Raw genomic sequence first — 16,972 nt, 5'->3', positions numbered from 1 at the left:
ACTCATGAACGCCTTGCCCGACACCCTCCGGGCCGTGATCGCCCGCGAGCCCGGCGGGCCTGAGGTATTGACCCTAGTCGAATGTCCGATGACGCAGCCGGGCGCAGGCGAGGTCTTGATAAGGGTGGCCGCAGCGGGCGTGAACCGCCCCGACGTGATGCAACGCAGCGGCATGCCCCTCCCACCGGGGATCACGGACGTGCTGGGGCTGGAAGTGTCGGGCACCGTCGTCGCGCTCGGCAGCGATGTCGTCGGGGTGGCTGTGGGGGATCGGGTCATGGCGCTCTTGAACGGCGGTGGCTACGCGGAATTTTGCGTCGCACGGGCGGATCAGTGCCTCCCCGTTCCTGCCGAGTTGTCGCTGGTCGATGCCGCTGGCGTGCCTGAAGCCGCGTTTACGGTGTGGCACAACCTGTTCGAATTGGGTGGGTTGCAGGCAGGCGACACGGTATTGATTCATGGCGCCGCCAGTGGTGTCGGCAGTTTTGCGGTGCAATGCGCCCACGCCGCCGGTGCGCGGGTCATTGCCACGGCGGGCGGCGCGCACAAGGTCGCGATGCTGGAGGCCTTGGGCGTCTGGCGAGCGGTGGATCGCCACACCGAGGATTTCGTCGCGGTGATCGAAGCCTGCACCGAGGGCCGTGGCGTCGACGTGGTCCTCGATAACGTCGGCGGGCCTTACGTGGCGCGCAACCTTCAGGCCATGGCCATGGGCGGTCGTCACGTCAGCCTGTCGTTCCTGCAAGGCGCGAAAGTGGAAGTGGACTTGCAAACGGTGATGCGCAAGGGCCTGAGCCTGACCTCGTCCACCTTGCGCCCCAAAAGCCCCGAGGAAAAGGCGCGGCTGGCCGCATGCATTCGTGAGCACGTGTTGCTCTGGCTCGCGTCCGGGCAGGTCAGGCCGCAGATCCATGGGCGCCTGCCCCTCGATCAGGCGGCCGACGCCCATCGGCTGCTGGAGAGCAACGCCAACCTGGGCAAGGTGCTGTTGGTCACCGGCGCAGCGTCATGACCCGAGAGACGCCGATGTTCAAACTGTATTACGCCTCGACCTCGCCCTACGTGCGCAAAGTGATGGTGGTCGCTCATTGCCTGGGGCTGGACGGGCAGATCGAACGCCTCGATTCGGCGGCGCACCCGGTCAATCGTGATGAGCGCATCGCCGTGTTCAACCCGCTGGCGAAAGTACCCGCCCTGCAAACCGCGGACGGCCTGTCGCTCTACGACAGCCGGGTGATCTGCGAATACTTGAACGATCATGCCGGGGGCACGTTGTTTCCCCAGGAAGGCGACCGGCGCTGGGTCAGCCTGACCCGACAGGCGCTGGGCGATGGTTTGCTGGACGCCGCCCTGCTCGCCCGCTACGAGACCGTCGCACGGCCACCGGACAAGCAATGGGATCGCTGGCTCGACGGGCAACTGACCAAGGTCCGCGCCGTTCTTGCAGACGTTGAAACCCACGCCGCACAGTTCAGCCGCACCCCCGATGACATCGGACTGATCACTCTGGGCTGCGGCCTCGGCTATCTGGATTTCCGTTTCCCGCACCTGGACTGGCGAGCGGCGCACCCTGCGACCGCTGACTGGTTCGCCACGTTCGATCAACACCCGGCCATGCGCGCCACCTGCCCTTTCGAATAATGCCCCGGAGTCACCATGCCTTACACCGTATTTTTCCTGAACGGCCCCAACGCCAACCTGTACGGGCTGGACACGTCCGGCACCTACGGCACGGAAAGCTTCGCCAGCATCGAAGCCGGCTGCCAGAAACACGCTGACGCGCTGAGCCTGACCCTCGAATTTCGCCAGAGCAATCACGAAGGCGTGCTGGTGGACTGGATTCAGGAAGCCCGTCTGCGCGCCGACGCGGTGATCATCAACGCGGCGGGGCTGACCTACAGCTCGATTCCGATTCTGGACGCACTGCTCGCGTTCGACGGCCCGATCATCGAGGCGCACATGAGCAACATCTGGAAGCGCGAAAGCTTTCGGCATCACTCGTACGTGTCGAAGGCCGCCACCGGCGTGATCGCCGGGCTGGGCGCGCTGGGTTACCGGATGGCGTTGACGGCGGTGGCGGAGTTGCTAAAAGGTAAAGCGAAACGTGTTTAGTGCTGCACCATCGCCTGTAGCGTGGCCTTCAACCCGTCGAGGGTGAACGGCTTGCGCAACAGCGCGGTGTTGGTGTTCATCACAGGCCGCAGTTGGTCGGTGTCGGAATAGCCGCTGACAAACACAATAGGCTTGAGGGCGTCCAAGCGGTGGATTTCCAGTGCGACTTGGGCGCCATTCATGCCAGGCATGGCGAAGTCGAGAATCACCAGGTCGAACGCCTGTTGCCCGATGGCGTCGAGCCCGGCGGGGCCACTGGCGGCTTCAACCACCTCGTGGCCCAACATGTCGAGCATGTCCACCAGGGTCCGGCGCACCTCGTCATCGTCATCGACCACCAGAATCTTTAGGTCACCTGCCGCGTCGGCCAATGCCGATGGCAGGTGTTCCTCAGGCATTCTCGCATCGTCCACGCACGGAAAGGCCAGGCAAATGCTCGTGCCCTTGCCCAGCTCCGATTCAATGCTGACGGCACCGCTGGACTGCTGCACGATGCTCTCGACCTGAGCCAGGCCCAGCCCTGTGCCCTGCCCTACGTCCTTGGTGGTGAAGAACGGGTTGAAGGCATTGAGGCGCGTCTGCTCGCTCATGCCCGCGCCGGTATCGACGACGCGCACTTCCAGAAACCCGGATGCGGACGACAGGAATTCATGGCGTTGCAGGTGCTGTGTGCCGATCAGCAACTGGCCCGAACCGCCCATGGCATCCCGGCCATTGATCGCCAGATTGAGGATCGCCAGTTCGAGCTGCACCGGGTCGGTGAGGACGTGGCTGTCGGTCACGTCGAGTTCGAACACCAGCTTGATGCCCTGTCCCAAGGTCGTGATGAGCAGGTCCGACATGCCGTGAATCACGGCATTGACCGAGCAGACTTTCAATTCCAGTTTCTGCGAGCGAGAGAACGCCAGCAGTTGCGACGTCAGCTTGGCGCCCCGGTCTGCCACCCTCAAGCCGCTTTCCGCCCAGCGCGTGACTTTCTCCGAATCCGGACGACGGATGATCAGGTCGAAGCTGCCTTGAATGGCCTGCAACAGATTGTTGAAGTCGTGGGCGAGACCACCGGTCAACTGCCCCAGTGCTTCCATTTTTTGCGACTGATGCAGGCGGGCCTCCATCAGTTTTTGATCGGTCAGGTCGGTGATCACCCCGCAGAAGATTGCCTCCCCGGAGAAGTCGTCCGGCAGTTTGCTGAACGACAGATGACCGGGAAACACCGTGAGATCGGGGCGATGGAACGACGCCGCACGGCGGATCGCCTTGTCGGCGTCGGCGCGGAGGTAGGTGCTGAAATGCTCGGCGTCGGCGTCTTGCAGATAATCCTGCAACACCCGGCCGAAAATCTGTTCGAGGGGCGCGCCAATGATCTCACTGAAGCGCTGGTTGGCATAAAGAATTGTGCCGTCAGCGGAAATCGACACGGCGCCCTCCTGCATCTGTTCGACGAGCAGGCGGTAGGGCTTGTCGGCGTTGTCGAGGGTGTAGACGGTCTCGCCCAGTTCGCCCTGAATGAACAATGCATCGACGCTGCCGGTCCTGATCGCCTCCAGCACGTCGTCGGCCTCCTGTAAGCGACGGCTCAGAAGTTCGATGTACTGGGCATCCGTCATGCCGACGGGCCGGGCGATCACGATGCGCTCTCAGTGCCCGGGGCAATCCCCAGGAACAGCTTCAGTTTTTCCACGTCCGACAAATCACCGATCAACCGCCGGCTGAAATCAGGGTCGAGTTTCATCAGGGTCGGCACCGCGACGATGCGGTCGTCCCGCGCCGCGCCGCTGTCCTGATAAATGTCGATGACTTCGAGCACATAGCGCCCGGCCAGGTACTTCTCACACACGGCCTTGAGCTGATGCACGGCAAAGGAAGACCGGGACGTATTGCCCGAGATATACAGCTTGAGGTGTTGGACGGGCGTCTGCATGAGATGCCTCTCCTCCTCCGGGGGTGCGCCGTTCACGCGCGGTTCTGCCGAGGACGGATATCGAGTCCGACCAATACCTTTTCCGTGTTGGACAAGTCGCCGATGATCTTCACCAGCGGCGTCGGCAGGTGCCGCACCAGGGTCGGCAGGGCCAGAATCTGGTCACCGGCCGCCAGTTGCGGATGCTCTCGTAAATCGATGATCTCGATGCTGTAGATCCCGGCGAGGTAGGTTTCGCAGATCTTCTTCAGATTGTTCAGCGCGATCATGGATTTCGGCGTCTGGCCCGCAACGTACAGGCGCAACGCGTAGTGACCGGTGTCGCCGGGTTGTTCGGGGTCGATGGCTTGTGGGTCGTTACTCACTCGGTGAACCCCCGAACGGACGCCAGCGTCTTGCGGGTCCGATCTTCAGCGCTGGCCTGGTTGGCCTCGTCGCTGGAGAGGAAGGCTTCGTCCAGGTCCTGGGTTTCGAGCTGAGCCTGCATCGCGGCGATCTGCCGTTCCAGCTCAGCCCGCTTTTTGATGACCTCCCGCTTGCGCCGTTCGACCGCTTCGATCCGGGCGTCTTCCGCACGCTGTTCGAACGCTTCCTGACGCAACCGCGCCGTGCCGGTCAACACGCCGTTCGGCCCGATATAAGGCTGCAACAGGTTGATCCCGTCATGACCGATCTGGTATTCGCGTACCTGATTCGAGTGGCCCATGCCCCGGGACTTCAGCACGAACAGCAAGCGGTTGTGCTCGCCATCGGCCTCGATGTTGGTCAAGGAAATCCAGCTGTCCATCAGCGAGGAAATCTCGCGCTCAAGGCCCGGAGAGCGCACCGCGACATCGGCGAGGCTGCAGAAAATGGCGGTGATGCCGCGGGACTTGAGCAGGTCGACCAGACGCAGCAACGTTGCGTGCACCTCGGACTCCGGCCCACGGAACGCCGAAATCGGATCGATGACGACGGCGTGAGGCTGAAAGGTCTTGATCTCGCGGTGCATGCGCGCCAAGTGCACTTCGAGCCCGTACAGGCTTGGCCGCGCCGATTCGATCTTCAACAGGCCGCTGTCCTGATAACCGGCCAGATCGATGCCGACCGACTGCATGTTGCGCAGCAACTGGTTGGCGGACTCTTCAAAGGAGAAATACAGGCAGCGCTCGCCACGGGCGCAGCAGGCGTCAACGAAGCTGGCGGCGAAGGTGGTCTTGCCCGTGCCCGCGAGGCCAGACACCAATACGCTGGCGCCTTTGTAATAACCGCCGCGGGACATCATCGAGTCGAGGCCACGAATGCCGGTGGCGACGATGTCCTGAGGGGCTTGATGATTCAAACCGGCAGCGGTGATCGGCAGGACCGTGAAGCCATGCTCGTCGATGAAGAACGGGTATTCGTTAGTGCCGTGGGCCGAACCGCGGTACTTCACAACGCGCAGACGCCGGGTGGTGATTTGGTCCACCACACGGTTATCGAGCAGGATTACGCAATCCGAGACGTATTCTTCAATGCCGTAGCGGGTCAGCTGACCGTCACCGCGCTCGCCGGTAATGATGGTGGTGACGCCCCGTTCCTTCAGCCAGTAGAACAACCGACGCAGTTCGGAACGCAGGATTGCGGTGTCTTTGAAACTGGAGAACAGCGCTTCGATGGTGTCGAGGACCACGCGCTTGGCGCCGATGCTGTCGATGGCATAACCGAGGCGCAGGAACAGGCCTTCGAGGTCATAGTCGCCGGTTTCTTCGATTTCGCTGCGATCGACATAGATATGGTCGATGGCAATTTTCTTGTCGTCGACCAGGGTTTGCAGGTCGAAGCCCAGGGAATCGACGTTCTGCACCAGGTCGCTGGCGCGCTCTTCGAAGCTCATGAACACGCCGTTTTCGCCGTGGTCGGTCACGCCTTTCACGAGAAACGTCATGCCGAAGAGCGTCTTGCCGCACCCCGCAGCACCGCACACCAGCGTCGGTCGGCCCTGGGGAATGCCGCCTAATAAAATATCGTCCAGCCCCTCGATGCCCGTGGCGGCTTTTGCCAGCTGCGGGTTCGAGGAGGAAGGGTTCGACGCTTCAGGCTTAAAGGATGTATTCAATCGCTACTACTCGGAATGCTTGACCGTTTGGCACCGGAAGCAGCGAGGAGTTCGGTGCCTTTGGGTGGTTTGTACATAAAGACTACGTTGTACAGGATTTCGGGGGGACGGCGCCATCGCTGACGCCCGATCGATGGCAGATTTTGAAGGAACCCCTGGCCACCGTCCCGCTCCAAAAACATCAACGCAGGCCACGGTCTGCGGGGCCCGGCGCTAGTGCAAGTTATCGCCGTTTCTGATCTGATGGCGCCTCGGGGTGCGCTGTCACTGATCACCACAGGAAAATCGCCATGTGTCATGGGAGGCCGCGTTGAACGACCAGACTCGGGAAGAGTTGGCCGCTGAAGTCACACGACTGCGCAGCGAACTGGCGCAGGTGCGCGGCGCCGAGGCTGCGTTGCGGCAGAACGCCGAACGCTCCAGCACGATCCTTGAAACCATTGAAGCCGCTTTCGCCATTGTCGAGGTCAAGTTCGACGCCGACGACCTTCCCGTGGATTACCGTTTCGTCGAGGCCAACCCCGCGTTCGAGCAGCAGGCGGGGGTCAACCTGCGAGGCAAATGGGTCACCGAATTCGCGCCGAACCTCGAACGCTTCTGGTTCCAGACCTACGGCCACGTGGCCAAGACCGGCGAGCCTGCCAATTTCGAGAGCTACGCCGAGGCGTTCGAGCGCTGGTTCGACGTGCGGGCGATTCGAGTGGGGGATCCGGCGGAGCGTCAGATCGCGATTTTCTTCAGCGATGTTACCGAACGGCGCCGCGCCCAGGAACGCCTGTCGATCAGCGAGGCCATTGCCCGGGAAAACATCGAGCGCGTGCAATTGGCACTGGCAGCCGGAGCCATCATCGGCACCTGGCACTGGCACCTGCCCTCCGACCGGTTTGCCGTGGACGAAGCCTTCGCCCGAGCGTTCGGCCTCGACCCAACGCTGGGGCGTGAAGGCCTGAGCCTGGAACAAGTCATCGCCACCGTTCACCCCGAAGACCGGGAAGGCTTGAAGGTCGCCATCACCGCCGCGATTGCCCGGGGCGGGGCCTACGCTCACCAGTACCGCGTGCGCCGCGCCGACGGCGTCTATTACTGGCTTGAAGCCAACGGCCGCGTCGAGCTGGCGGAAGACGGCACGCCGCTGCGTTTCCCCGGTGTGCTGATCGACGTCGAAGAGCGCCGCTCGGTGGAAAACGAGCGTGACAAAGCCACGGCGGCATTGCGGGCGCTGAACGACACGCTGGAGCAGCGGGTCGTCGAACGCACTGCCGACCTCATGCAAGCCGAAGAAAAACTGCGGCAGTCGCAGAAAATGGAAGCGGTCGGCCAACTCACCGGCGGCATCGCCCACGACTTCAACAACCTGCTGGCCGGGATTTCCGGGTCGCTGGAACTGATGAGCAGTCGGATTCTTCAGGGCCGCTTCAACGACGTCGAGAAATACATCATTGCGGCCCAGGCCGCGACCCGCAGGGCAGCCGCCCTCACCCATCGGCTGTTGGCGTTCTCTCGCCGCCAGACCCTCGACCCGCGCCCCACGGACGTCAACGCGCTGGTATTGGGGATCACTGAAATGATCCAGCGGACTGTCGGCCCGGCCATCCAGCTACAAACCGTCGGTGCGCCGCAGTTGTGGGCCACGCGGGTGGACGCCGGCCAGCTGGAAAACGCCCTGTTGAACCTCTGCATCAACGCCCGGGATGCCATGCCCCAAGGCGGCACGATTACCCTCGAAACCTCCAACCAGTGGCTGGACGCCGACGTCGCCGCCGCCCACGACATTCCGCCCGGTCCCTACGTGTCGCTGTCGGTCACGGACACCGGCACCGGCATGACGCCCGAGGTGATGTCCAAGGCGTTCGACCCCTTCTTCACCACCAAGCCCATCGGTCAAGGCACCGGCCTGGGCCTGTCGATGATCTACGGTTTCGCCAAGCAGTCAGGCGGGCAGGTCCGGGCGTATTCGGAGGTCGGGAAAGGCTCGACACTGTGCATCTTCCTCCCCCGTTACAACGGTGACGCGGTGACGGAAGAAAACCAGGCCTGTGATCCGCAAAGCCCTGCCTGTGCAGCCAGCGAGACCGTGCTGGTGGTGGACGATGAACCAACCGTGCGCATGTTGCTGATGGATGTCCTCGCCGATCAGGGCTACACGGTGATGGAGGCCGCTGACAGTGTGGCGGGGCTGAAACTGTTGCGCTCGGATGTGCACATTGACCTGCTGATTACGGATGTCGGCTTGCCGGGCGGCATGAATGGCCGGCAGATGGCCGACGCGGGGCGGGAAGTCCGGCCCGATCTGAAAACCCTGTTCATCACCGGTTATGCGGAAAATGTGGCCCTCGGCAACGGCGATCTGGGGGCCGGCATGTGGGTGCTGACCAAGCCGTTTGCCGTGGACGCACTGACGTCGCGGGTGCGTGAGCTAATGAACAGCTGACAGGGCTTTTATCGAACAGAGGCTAATGACCTGATGGGATTTGCTGATTCGACACCTTCCGTTTCCCTTCGCCGGGCACGCCCCGACGACGCGATGGGGATTGCATCACTGGTAGACGAGGCCTATTCGCCCTACATCCCGCGCATTGGCCGCAAGCCGGGACCGATGCTCGACGATTATGCGCAGGTGATCGAGGAATCCGTGGTGTACGTCTGCGAGGACGACACCGGGATCACCGGCGTGCTGGTGGTGCAACCGGAAGACACCGACCTGTTGCTGGTCAATGTCGCGGTCGCCAACCGCTGCAAGGGCCAGGGCATCGGCAAGCAGCTGATGAGCTATTGCGAAGATTGCGCCCTTGCGCTGGGCTGCCTGGGGATTCGGCTGTACACCCACGAATTGATGACTGAAAACCTCGCGATCTACAGCAAGCTCGGCTATCGAGAAACCCATCGGGCAACGCAGCAAGGCTTCGCGCGGGTGTTCATGCGCAAGCCGCTCGGTAATTCCTGACTCTTTACTCAATTTTTACGGAGTCTGGACGTTCGTTTACACGGATCGGGTGTTTCATACACACATGGCGAACCCAAACACATCGCCTGAGGAGACACCATGATTTCGAAGATGACTAAAGCCTTGATCCTGTCCGGTTGCCTGGTCGCTGCGGGTGCAGCCTCCGCAAGTGAACGCGATGTGGTCGTGCCCGTCATCGCCGGGGCGGCAGTCGGTGCAGTGCTGGCCACCGTGCTCAGCGGTTCCGGCCATGACCACCACCGTCCCGAGTATCGTGATTACCGCCCACAGCCTCGCTATCAGCCGGTGTATCAACCCGTGGCCTATGTGCCGGTGCAGCGAGTGGAATACCGTCGCTTCGCCCCGCCGCCACCGCATGGGTATTACGGTCGGGGTTATGACCGTCACTATGACCATCGTGGGGACGGTCGCTGGTAACACTGCTCTCGTAGCCCCTCGTGCCATGACGTTGGCACGGGGGGCTGCGACGTGAAGGGCTGACCCTGGCTGGCAATCAAGGCCACTGGATCTTCAACGCCCGAGCAGTCGCCGGGCCGACAATGCCGTCCGCCACCAGACGGTTCATCGTCTGGAACGCGATCACCGCCGCCGTTGTATGCGGGCCGTATTCTCCGTCGATCTTGCCCGGATCGATGCCCAACGCCTTCAGACGCTGTTGAACCTCTTTGACCTTTGCATTTTTGACCGGCGTGTCTTCCAGCCGGACAAATGCGGGTTGCACCTGAGCACGCAAGGTCCTTTGATCGCTGTTGTAGCTGACACCGGGAACCCGGCAGATGAAATCCCAGACCCTGCCCCCCACATTTCCCGCCCGTACGCCCAATCGGGTACCTGCCGCCTCCATGGTTTTACCCAAGCCGTCGGAAATCGCCACGTGACCCATCTGGCCTGGAAGCGGAGGTTTGCGAATCAGGACAACCCCGGCCGTCAGCCGAGCGTCCGACTCATCGCTGGGGAGCAGCGTGCCGTTTTTCGCATCCCTGACCCAGGCCCCGGAATAGGCCTCGGTGGTCGCAGGGTTGCCGTTGTTGTCGATACAGCCATACAACACGCCGAGTTTCTGGTAGAGCACCCACGAGACAAACTCTGCGCAATCCCAAGGACCGCTCCAACGCGGGTTGTCTTTCGGGACCAGTACGTTGGCGTACTTCTGGCCCTCTTTGGTGGCAGCAAGCGCGTATACATCATTTCCAGTGACCATGGACTTCTCCTGTTCGCGTTTTGGATGAGCGAAGCACTAAGGCGGGCGATACTCACCGAACACAGAGAACCAGCGATCAACTAAAAACTCACGACCTTGCCAGGTCGAACAACAGAAGAGCCCTCGTTCAACATAGGCAAATTTCTGACTTTGGCAACATCCACCGCGACGGCCTATCAGCAGGAAAGGCAGCATGGACGCATCCGTTCGCCTGCGGCGTCCCTCGGCGCGAACGGAAGAAGAGCGTGATCACCTTCAAGGTTGTTCAACAGAATTCCTCCACAGCCGTCACCGTTGAAGACCCGACAGTGAAGGTCGAGCTTGAACATGGGCAGAATGCATTCGTAACGGCCTCATTCAACCGCTTCAGACAGAGCGGGGCCGAACCCTCGTCAGGTGCGGCCCCGCTGTGCACGCTTCCTTTTGTTACTGCAACGCTTGACTACCCACCGGTGCCTTGTGCACCGCGGGCGGCAGATCCTTCGCCACCGACGGTGCCGTCTCCCGCATTTTCACCGCGCACGCTGTCGACACCACGCCCAGCAAACTGAACAGAATCGCAGGCCCCATCCACCCCACTTGCGAATAAAGCGCCGTGGCAATGAACGGCAGCGTACCGGCCACCAGCGACGCGCAGTTGTAGCCCAGCGAGATACCGGACGACCGCACGTTGGCCGGGAACTGCTCGGTGAACCAGCTGGCCTCGACCGCGAAGATCGGGTCGTGGCTGAGGATCAGCGCCATGGCCACCGCGACAATGATCAGCGGCACGATCCCGGTGTTGATCATCATGAACATCGGGATGCCGAACACGATGGTGAACAGCGAGCCGATCAGGAACACCGGTTTACGCCCGATCCGGTCGCTCAACGCGCCGTAGAACAGATGGCTGCCCAGGCCGATGGCCGAGCCGATCATCGTGCCCCACAGCACGTTCTGTTTGGTGGCGATGCCGGAGAGGACCACGTACGACAACATGAAGCTGGTCGCGAGGTAATAACCGCCGGTCTCCGCCAGGCGCAGACCCGCGATTTGCAGCACTTTGCGCCAGTCCTCGCGGATCACTTGCAGCGCAGGCTGTTTGACCAGGGTGTTTTCAGCCTTGGCCTTTTCGAACTCTGGCGACTCACTGACGCTCAGACGAATCCACATGCCGACGGCCACCATCACGACCGACGCCAGGAACGGCGCGCGCCACACCCAGTCGCCTTCGAACAGCACCGCCGACAGCAGGAATGCGCCGTTGGCCATCAACAGCCCCAGCGGAATGCCGATCTGCGGCACCGCGCCGAAGAAACCGCGACGGTGGGCCGGGGCATGTTCACAGGCCATCAGCACCGCGCCGCCCCACTCCGCACCGAACCCGATGCCCTGAATCATCCGCAACAGAATCAGCAAGATCGGGGCGATGACCCCGGCCTGCGCATAGGTCGGTAACGCACCGATCAACACCGTCGCGCCGCCCATGGCCAACAATGACCAGAGCAACACCGTCTTGCGACCCAGCCGATCACCGAAATGCCCCGCCAGATAGCCGCCCAGCGGGCGCATGAAGAAACCCACGGCCATGGTGGCGAACGCCGCGAGGATGCCGACGATGGGCTCGGTGGTGTGGAAAAATACTTGGCCAAACCAGCCGGCCGCCGCCGTGCCATAGATGAAGAAGTCATAACTTTCCACGGCCGAACCGACCATGGAAGCGAAGGAGACTTTTCCGGCTTTGCTGTCTGTCTGGCTTGACGCCGTTGTGGATCTGCTCATGGCAAACTCCGAACTTTTATTGTTGTTGTAGCGGGCAGATCACGAACCTGCCCTGAGTGTTGGAACGTCGTTACATCTGTATCGGGCGTCAGTCCCAGGTCTCGATGACCCGGCTGTCGTCCCGCTTGCCCAACCCGGCTTCGGAAGCCTGGCTGAAACGGGCGTGGGCAATGTCGAGCAACGGCACGACAGCACCACAGCTCTGGGCTTCCGAGGCCACAAGGCCGCTGTCCTTGACGAAAATGTTGACCATGCTCGTCACGCGGGTGTCAGTGCCTTCGAGCATGCGCGGGCCTCGGTCGGACAACATCCACGAGCCGCCCGCGCCCTTTTGCACCAGATCCAGCACCCGCGCCGGGTCAAGGCCCAGCGAACGCGAAAGGCTGAGCGCTTCGGCGGCGGCCACAAGGTGCACCGAACACAGGTGCTGGTTGACGACCTTGATCGCCTGCCCGTCGCCGATATCCGTGCCCGCGTCGCGCACTTCACCCATGCTCCGCAGCACCGGTTCGACGCGCTCGACAGCGGCCAGAGGCCCCGACGCAAAAATCAGCAGGCTGCCGGTTTCCGCCCGCGCCACGCCACCGGTGACCGGCGCGTCCACCACCTGCACGCCTTTCTCCAGCAAGCGCACGGATTGCTCACGCACCGAGGCCGGGCCGACCGTGCTCATGACCACCCAATGCTGACCGGGCTTCAGCTCGGTGCACTGGCTGACCAACGCATCCAGCTGCGCGGGGGTGGCGACCATGACCACCACCACGTCGGCATCGATTGCCACGCGCCAGTCAGCGCTCGATTCAATGCCGTGGGTCAACGCGAGGGCGCGGTTCGCTTCGCTCAATTCGACGCCGACGACGCCGTGCCCCGCCTTTTGAATCTGCCGGGCCATGGGCAGGCCGATGGCGCCCAGACCAATGAATGCAACGTTCATCTGCGCGCTCCTCATGCCAGCCACTGGCGGATGTTGGCCGCCATGACTTGAGTGGAAATACCGTAACGGTCATGCAGCGTCGGCAACGCACCGGCGTCGAGGTAGGCATCCGGCAAGGCGATTTGCTGGAAGGCCGGGCTGACCCGCGCTTTCAACAGGGCGAGCGCCACGGCTTCCCCCAAACCGCCGACGGTGCTGTGGTTTTCCGCGACGATCACCAGACGCCCGCTGCGGCGGCACTGCTCGATGATGGTGGCTTCGTCCAGTGGCTTGATGGTCGGCACGTGCAACACCGCCACATCAGCGCTGCCGTCGCCCAGCAGCTCGGCGACTTCCAGGGCGCGCATGGTCATGATGCCGCTGGAGATGATCAGGACGTCCTTGCCGTCGCGCAGCAATTTGGCCTTGCCCAGCTCGAATTTATAGTCGTATTGGTCCAGCACCATCGGCACCTTACCGCGCAACAGACGCATGTAGACCGGACCGTTGTATTCGGCGATGGCGGCCACGGCTTGCGCGGTGTCCAGCGCGTCGCACGGGTCGATGACGGTCAGGCCAGGCACAGCGCGCATCAGCGCCAGGTCGTCGGTCGCCTGGTGGCTCGGGCCGTAACCGGTGGTCAGGCCCGGCAGCGCGGCGCAAATCTTGACGTTGAGGTTTTCCTCGGCGATTACCTGATGAATGAAGTCATAAGCGCGACGGGTGGCGAACACCGCGTAGGTGGTGGCGAACGGGATCATGCCCTCTTTCGCCATGCCCCCTGCTGCGGCCATCAGGAGCTGTTCGGCCATGCCCATTTGCAGGTGACGCTCGGGGAACTCACGACCGAAGATGTGCAAGTCGGTGTATTTCGACAGGTCGGCGGTCATGCCGACGATGCGGGAATCTTTCTGCGCGGCAGCGACCAATGCGTGACCGAACGGTGCGGCTTCGGTGCGCTGCCCTTCGCTGGCAATCGAGGCAATCATCGCCGAGGTGGTCAGGCGCGGTTTGTTCATGGTTGGCGTATCCATTTCAGCGTTTCTCCGATTCCAGATGGGACTGGTAGCTGGCATCCAGAACCTTGATCGCGGCCTGCCATTCATCAGGCTCAACGCGAATGAAGTGGTTCTTTTCGCGCACTTCAAGGAAGTCCACGCCTTTGCCCATCAGGGTGTCGAACAGGATCACGCGGGGTTTCGCCTCTTTCAGCGCCATGGCTTCATCAAAGGCAGCGATGACCGCAGCCAAGTCATTGCCATCGACACGTTGCACGTGCCAGCCGAACGCCTGCCATTTGTCGACCAGGGGTTCGAAATCGAGGATCTCGTGGGAGTTGCCGTCGGCCTGCTGTTTATTAAGGTCGACCAGCGCGATCAGGTTGCCCAGCTTGTGGTGAGCCGCAGACATGGCGGCTTCCCAGGTCGAGCCTTCGTCCAGTTCGCCGTCGGACATCGAGTTGAAGACCCACGCCGGGTTGCCTTTCATGCGCAGCCCCAGCGCCATGCCGACGCCAATGGGCAGGCCCTGGCCCAGCGAACCACCGGAGATTTCCATCCCCGGCGTATAGCTCGCCATGCCCGACATCGGCAGACGGCTGTCGTCGGAACCGTAGGTTTCCAGCTCGCTTTCAGGAATTATTTGCGCCTCGATCAACGCGGCGTAGAGGGCAATTGCGTAGTGCCCGTGTGACAGCAGGAAGCGGTCGCGGCCTTCCCACAGCGGATCGTTGGGCTTGACGTTCATGGCGTGACAGTAAGCGGTGGCGAGGACATCGGCCCAGCCCAGCGCTTGCCCGACATAACCCTGACCCTGGACTTCGCCCATGCGCAGGGCAAAACGACGGATGCGCCACGCATGATGCGCGACACGCTGCAGCGGCGACGTGGCCACGGCGGCGCCTTGAGGAATTGTTGTCATTATGGGTGCCTGCTTATTTTTATCGGTTCACGATTCAGAGCAGGAAGCAGGCTATCGACTGATGTTTCGAATTCATCAAAGGGCCTGCGTCCGACTTGCAATCAAGCTAACATCGAGAAATAAGCCCCTACAAAAGACATTTTTACAGCAATGAATGAACAGAATTCACTAATACAACAACTGCGCAGAGTGCCGCTGTCTTCCCTGCGGGTCTTCGAATCGGCGGGACGCACCGGCTCGTTCATTCAGGCCGCACAAGAGCTTGGGATTTCGCCAAGCGCGGTCAGTCATTCCATCCGCAAGCTGGAAGAGTCCATCGACATCCAGCTGTTCGAGCGCACCACCCGTGAAGTCAACCTGACACCGAAGGGCCGCTTGCTGATGGAGCATGTGCAGCGCGGGCTCGACGAAATGCAGCGCGGTTTCATGCTGGCCAAGACCGAGGAACCGCCGCCCCTGCGCCTGCACACCGCCCCCAGTTTCGGCATGCAATGGTTGATGCCACGACTGTCGCGCTTCGTGCAGGCGTACCCGTCCATCGACCTGCGGTTCTCCGCCAGCACCGATTACGCGCAATTCGAAAACGATGATTTCGACCTGGACATCGTCTACGGCGAACCGCGCTCCAACCTCATCGAAAAAATCCCGCTGGCCGTGGAGCACCTGACGCCGCTGTGCAGCCCCGAACTGGCGGCCAGCATCCGCACGCCCCAGGACTTGTACGAACACCGTTTGATTCAGTGCGATGTGCAAATGCTGCAATGGAAAGGCTGGTTCGAGGCCAACCACCTCATGTCACCGCACCATTACGCCCTGCGCTTCGACCGCAGCATCATGGCCATTGCGGCCGCCACCAGCGGCATGGGCGTGGTGCTGGAATCGACCCTGCTGGCCCAGACCGAACTGGAAAAAGGCACGCTGGTCGCCCCGCTCCGCGCCGTGACCCACGACATTCAATACATCGGGCACTACCTCGTTTACCCGAAACGGCGGACCCGGCATGAGGCAGCGGAAGTGTTCAAAAAGTGGTTGTTGGATGAGTTGGGGTTGCGGCCTGTCGGGGCGGGGCCGTGAACTCGCTGCCCCGCCGTCACCTGATCGCGCCGTGGCCGGGAACCTGTGGGAGCGAATTCATTCGCGAAAGAGAGCTCAGGCGATGGAGATGCTGTGGATGTACCCACCCTTCGCGGGTGAATTCGCTCCCACAGGATTGCTCTTATCATTTCATGGTGTGAAACTGCCCTAATCCGCTGATAACAGACAAACAATGGCCCACACCCATCCGACCTGACGACTCGTTCCTCATGCACAACGCCTACGCCACGCTCGACAACCCCACCTGGCATGCATTGAATACCCTCCAGCGCCATCTCGGCGAAAGGGACGCGTTGAGTGGCCGTTACTTGCCAGACGTCGCGCCTTTCGCCTCGGTCATCGAACCTTCGCCCGAAGCGTTCGACGCCCTGCATGACCTGATCCCCCACGACGGCCAGGTGGCGATTCAAACCCTCGCGCCGCTGCCCGCCATGCGCAATCTCGTCGCGAGCGAGATTGGCACCCTGATGCAAATGGTCGCGCCCGGTGCGCCGCTGGCCTACGACGACACCGACCTGCAACCGCTGGGGATGGCGGATATCCCGGACATGCTGCAACTCACCGCCAGCGCCCGTCCTGGCCCGTTCGGTCCGCGCACGATCGAAATGGGCCGCTATCTGGGCGTCCGCGACAATGGCCGGTTGATCGCCATGGCCGGCGAGCGCATGCGCCTCGACGGATTCACGGAAATCAGCGCCGTGTGCGTGGACGAGGCGTATCGCGGGCGGCAACTGGCGGGGCGCATGATGAACGCTCTTCGTCGCGACATTCTCTCCCGTGGCGCCACTCCGTTTCTGCATGTCCTCAGCAGCAACGTTTCAGCCATCGCCTTATATGAACGACTGGGCTTCGAAAGACGGCAGGGTTTTTTTCTGTCGGGCCTGCGACGCGCGGTGTAAACCCGGAAGAAACGGGCGCTCACTGAACGTTAAAACGCCCGACGGCTGGCGACAGGCTATTCCCGCTCGACGTTGTGTGATATTTACTCGCCCGCTCAACTGTCCACG

At 62.1% G+C, this 16,972-nt stretch carries 16 protein-coding genes and 1 pseudogene; 8 read left to right on the top strand and 9 right to left on the bottom strand.

The genetic code is table 11. The annotated features are described in order from the left end of the window. Window positions 1–4 precede the first annotated feature (4 nt). Genes GVN17_RS11725 through GVN17_RS11715 form a run of 3 tightly spaced genes read left to right on the top strand, consistent with a single transcriptional unit; the run spans window position 5 to window position 2,112 of the window. A complete protein-coding gene (locus GVN17_RS11725) occupies window positions 5–1,012 on the top strand; it encodes an NAD(P)H-quinone oxidoreductase (RefSeq protein ID WP_166595421.1) in 1,008 nt (335 codons plus the stop codon). Further along, window positions 1,009–1,641, top strand: a complete 633-nt coding sequence (locus GVN17_RS11720; RefSeq protein ID WP_256665194.1) for a glutathione S-transferase — start codon at window positions 1,009–1,011, stop codon at window positions 1,639–1,641. The genes GVN17_RS11725 and GVN17_RS11720 overlap by 4 nt, the downstream gene beginning before the upstream one ends. A 15-nt stretch (window positions 1,642–1,656) precedes the next feature. Then, window positions 1,657–2,112: a type II 3-dehydroquinate dehydratase gene (locus GVN17_RS11715; RefSeq protein ID WP_166595420.1), complete on the top strand. Its 456-nt coding sequence runs from the start codon at window positions 1,657–1,659 to the stop codon at window positions 2,110–2,112. On the opposite strand, the gene GVN17_RS11710 is transcribed toward GVN17_RS11715, so the two are convergent. From GVN17_RS11710 to kaiC, 4 genes are read right to left on the bottom strand one after another with little or no spacing between them, the layout of a single operon-like run. Further along, window positions 2,109–3,740, bottom strand: a complete 1,632-nt coding sequence (locus GVN17_RS11710; protein ID WP_166595419.1) for a response regulator — start codon at window positions 3,738–3,740, stop codon at window positions 2,109–2,111. The genes GVN17_RS11715 and GVN17_RS11710 overlap by 4 nt on opposite strands. Continuing rightward, window positions 3,737–4,033 carry a circadian clock KaiB family protein gene (locus GVN17_RS11705; RefSeq protein ID WP_166595418.1) on the bottom strand — a complete coding sequence of 99 codons (297 nt, stop codon included), beginning with the start codon at window positions 4,031–4,033 and terminating at the stop codon, window positions 3,737–3,739. Before GVN17_RS11705 ends, GVN17_RS11710 begins: the two co-directional genes overlap by 4 nt. A 32-nt stretch (window positions 4,034–4,065) precedes the next feature. Beyond that, entirely contained in the window at window positions 4,066–4,398 is a 333-nt protein-coding gene (locus GVN17_RS11700) for a circadian clock KaiB family protein (protein ID WP_166595417.1), read from the bottom strand. After that, entirely contained in the window at window positions 4,395–6,110 is a 1,716-nt protein-coding gene (gene kaiC, locus GVN17_RS11695) for a circadian clock protein KaiC (RefSeq protein ID WP_166595416.1), read from the bottom strand. The genes GVN17_RS11700 and kaiC overlap by 4 nt, the downstream gene beginning before the upstream one ends. A gap of 373 nt (window positions 6,111–6,483) precedes the next feature. On the opposite strand from kaiC, the pseudogene GVN17_RS11690 reads away from it, so the two are divergent. From GVN17_RS11690 to GVN17_RS11680, 3 genes and pseudogenes are all read left to right on the top strand, one after another. Further along, a pseudogene (locus GVN17_RS11690) lies at window positions 6,484–8,541 on the top strand (ATP-binding protein); the annotation flags it as partial. A 33-nt stretch (window positions 8,542–8,574) separates the two neighbouring features. After that, on the top strand, window positions 8,575–9,054 hold the full coding sequence (locus tag GVN17_RS11685; protein ID WP_166595414.1) for a GNAT family N-acetyltransferase: 480 nt from the start codon (window positions 8,575–8,577) through the stop codon (window positions 9,052–9,054). A gap of 99 nt (window positions 9,055–9,153) precedes the next feature. Continuing rightward, window positions 9,154–9,492, top strand: a complete 339-nt coding sequence (locus GVN17_RS11680) for a hypothetical protein (protein ID WP_166595413.1) — start codon at window positions 9,154–9,156, stop codon at window positions 9,490–9,492. Window positions 9,493–9,568: 76 nt separating this feature from the next. Here GVN17_RS11680 and GVN17_RS29805 read toward each other — a convergent pair whose 3' ends face one another. From GVN17_RS29805 to GVN17_RS11655, 5 genes are all read right to left on the bottom strand, one after another. Continuing rightward, window positions 9,569–10,276 (bottom strand): peptidoglycan-binding protein, encoded by a 708-nt coding sequence (locus tag GVN17_RS29805; RefSeq protein ID WP_218576169.1) that lies wholly within the window; start codon window positions 10,274–10,276, stop codon window positions 9,569–9,571. A gap of 426 nt (window positions 10,277–10,702) precedes the next feature. Then, window positions 10,703–12,037, bottom strand: coding sequence for an MFS transporter (locus tag GVN17_RS11670; RefSeq protein ID WP_166595412.1), 1,335 nt, complete (start codon window positions 12,035–12,037; stop codon window positions 10,703–10,705). 88 nt (window positions 12,038–12,125) lie between these two features. After that, window positions 12,126–12,971, bottom strand: coding sequence for an NAD(P)-dependent oxidoreductase (locus GVN17_RS11665; protein WP_166595411.1), 846 nt, complete (start codon window positions 12,969–12,971; stop codon window positions 12,126–12,128). Between the two features lie 11 nt (window positions 12,972–12,982). Then, window positions 12,983–13,984 (bottom strand): transketolase family protein, encoded by a 1,002-nt coding sequence (locus GVN17_RS11660; protein ID WP_166595410.1) that lies wholly within the window; start codon window positions 13,982–13,984, stop codon window positions 12,983–12,985. 1 nt (window position 13,985) lies between these two features. After that, on the bottom strand, window positions 13,986–14,870 hold the full coding sequence (locus GVN17_RS11655; protein ID WP_166595409.1) for a transketolase: 885 nt from the start codon (window positions 14,868–14,870) through the stop codon (window positions 13,986–13,988). Between the two features lie 150 nt (window positions 14,871–15,020). On the opposite strand from GVN17_RS11655, the gene GVN17_RS11650 reads away from it, so the two are divergent. Both GVN17_RS11650 and GVN17_RS11645 read left to right on the top strand, forming a co-directional pair. Beyond that, a complete protein-coding gene (locus tag GVN17_RS11650) occupies window positions 15,021–15,944 on the top strand; it encodes a LysR substrate-binding domain-containing protein (RefSeq protein ID WP_218576168.1) in 924 nt (307 codons plus the stop codon). A 230-nt stretch (window positions 15,945–16,174) separates the two neighbouring features. Continuing rightward, window positions 16,175–16,864, top strand: coding sequence for a GNAT family N-acetyltransferase (locus tag GVN17_RS11645; RefSeq protein WP_166595408.1), 690 nt, complete (start codon window positions 16,175–16,177; stop codon window positions 16,862–16,864). Window positions 16,865–16,972: the final 108 nt, after the last annotated feature.

This window comes from Pseudomonas sp. SLFW, from assembly GCF_009905615.1.
Taxonomy (GTDB): domain Bacteria; phylum Pseudomonadota; class Gammaproteobacteria; order Pseudomonadales; family Pseudomonadaceae; genus Aquipseudomonas; species Aquipseudomonas bambusae.
This window is presented reverse-complemented; position numbering and strand designations above follow the sequence as displayed.